The organism is Bacteriovorax sp. DB6_IX, from assembly GCF_000447775.1.
Classification (GTDB): domain Bacteria; phylum Bdellovibrionota; class Bacteriovoracia; order Bacteriovoracales; family Bacteriovoracaceae; genus Halobacteriovorax_A.
In genome coordinates this window covers 1-2,554 of the sequence record NZ_AUNJ01000101.1, presented here as the reverse complement: position 1 = coordinate 2,554, position 2,554 = coordinate 1, and the positions used below count along the sequence as shown (strand labels likewise).

General features: G+C 36.3%; 1 protein-coding gene. It reads left to right on the top strand.

Going from position 1 to position 2,554, the window contains the following annotated elements; genetic code table 11:
* Window positions 1-2,430: CRTAC1 family protein (locus M901_RS03255; protein WP_034719989.1), on the top strand; the 2,430-nt coding region annotated here is incomplete at its 5' end.
* Between the last annotated feature and the right edge of the window lie 124 nt (window positions 2,431-2,554).

Sequence of the window (2,554 nt, the reverse complement as noted above, 5' to 3'; positions counted from 1 at the left end):
TTCGAGTCAAAGAAGCTCCTTCCATATAATCCAGAGAGACTCACAATGCAATGTTTCTCGGATGAGAATGAGTACCTGTCTATTGAGAAGGCTGTGTTACTCGATCTGAAAAATAGTTTTTTAGCAGGTGAGTTAGCAAGTACGTTAAATATTTTTTCAGATAACTTCACGGTAAATAACTTCATGTCTGGGAAAAAAGAAGTTAGAGATATTAATAGTATTTCTTATGAAAGATCTCAGCCTCTGCCAAGGCTCTTGAACAAGTCTAAGGCCCTCGGACATATGAATAAATTCCTGGCTGATTTTAAAGATGTTAATTTTGCCGAAATTGTTGGAACCAAATATATTAGTCTTCCTGGGCAAAGAGCTGAAAAGCAAAGAATGAAGACTGCGAGAATAGAGGCTCGTTTTGATATTAGAGGAACTAACGAAAACTCGAAAATTCAAAAAAGAGGTATCTTTAATATAAATGTGACAAAAGTTAATAACGAGTGGAAGATTGATAGAATCACATTAACAGATACAGAAACTTTAAAGACTTCAGAGACATTTTTTAAAAATATGACTGCTGAAAGTAAAGTGGCGAGTAACGTGCCATCGCATCTGAGAAGAGAAGCAATTAGACGTGGTGGTTATGCTATGGCCTTAGGTGACTATAATAATGACAAAGAAGTCGATCTATACGTAGCCACTGTCGCTGAGTCTGTTCTTATGAAAGGTGAAGGGAAGGGCGAGTCATTCAAAGTTGTAAAGAATGAAACTCTTGATAACCAATCACTAGTTAAGGCCGCAGCTTTTGCAGACTTTTCTAATAAGGGACATGATGATCTTCTTGTTGTTAGATTCGCACCTAATGAAGCTCAAACAAAGAATGATCGTTCAGATATTTTAATCTACAGAAATAAAGATGGGAAACTTCACACTGAAAAGGGTCTCGTTAAGTTTGATCAAAAAACTAACTATGCTATGCCTTTGGCCCTCGCTGACTTTAATAATGATGGTTTTCTAGACTTCTACGTTGGATTTCCTGGTGCAAAGGATTTCACAACACTAGAAGAAGCAAAACAAGAAGAGGGGCTAGCAACACAAGGGATCTTCTTCAATAATGGAAGAGGAGTATTTAAAGATAACCCTTATAAAGGTTTTGCAAAGTTTCACAAGGAAATGATTAGTAAGAATGGAGTAGATGATGATCTCTCTAGGATCTTTCCACACTCTGCGATTGCAGTGGACTTCGACGAAAATGGAACATCAGATCTTGTTGTAATTGATGATAGAGCGAACTTAAGTCCGATCTATATGAATAATGGAAAAGCTGATTTTGTCTATGCTACGAAGAAGATTGGTATTGGTCTCATGGACTATGGAATGGGTGCTGAGATTATGGATATCAACAATGATGGAAAGTATGACTTTTTAATGTCATCAGTTAACTTCAATGCAAGTAAGAGAATCAAGGATTCGTGTGAAATCAACTGGTCTGTTCAAGATACAATTTCAGCAGGTGTTAAAGGATTAAGATCTTTTACTGCGAATAAGAATAAGACATTTACTGAAACTACTGAACAAAATGGCCTTGAGTGGATTGGTCAAGGTGCTGGTGGTGTTAAGGTCGTTGATTATAATAATGATGGTCTAGAAGATATCTATGTGGCCAATGGACTTTGGACAGGAAGTGAGAATGACCAATCTCAAGATATTGCCTCTAAATTTGTTATGGCCAATACAATGGGGATTGTGGAAGACGGTCTAAAGTCTGGATTAAGAACAGATCAAATCGTTTACGAGAAACCAAAGAGAAATAATGAATTCCAAAGTTTATTGTTTAGATCTGATTCTCAGTCGGCGATCATGGACATCTTGTCGTTCTATAGAGGAGATGTAGATACATATGAAAAATCACAAAAAGCACCTTCTTTAGCAGGAGCGCAAAGAAATAGACTATTTCACAATAATGGTGATGGGACTTTTACTGAAGTAGGTTACCTCTTAGGTTTAGATTCAATCGCTGATGGGTATATGGTTGCAACAACAGACCTCGATAAAGATGGATTTATGGATATTGTTTTAAGAAATGCTGATCCAGGATTTAAGAAAGATCAGTTTGCTCCAGTGGAAATCTTTAAGAACTTAGGAAAAACTAATAAGAAATCAGTGGTTCTTTCACTAAGAGGTACAACATCAAATAGAAATGCAGTCGGAGCTTTAATTTCTGCAGAAGTTGGAGACAAACTTCATAAAAGACAACTTGTAGGTAACTCGGGAACAGTTCAATCTGAAAGAATTATTCATATTGGTCTTGATGATAATAAGGTTCTAAATAAACTAACTATTAGATGGCCAAGTGGAGAGAAACAAGTGGTGAAAAATATGAAGCCTGGTTTCTATGAATTAAAAGAGCCAATTAGTGGACTACAAGCAAGTAAGTAATCTAAAATAACATTATATGTAATGAGCCGTTCTCTATGGGAACGGCTTATTTGTTTTAGGACGTTATTTTGAATAGAGAAAACCTAATCCCATCACTCGGCGAAATACAGATTAATAGCGATTG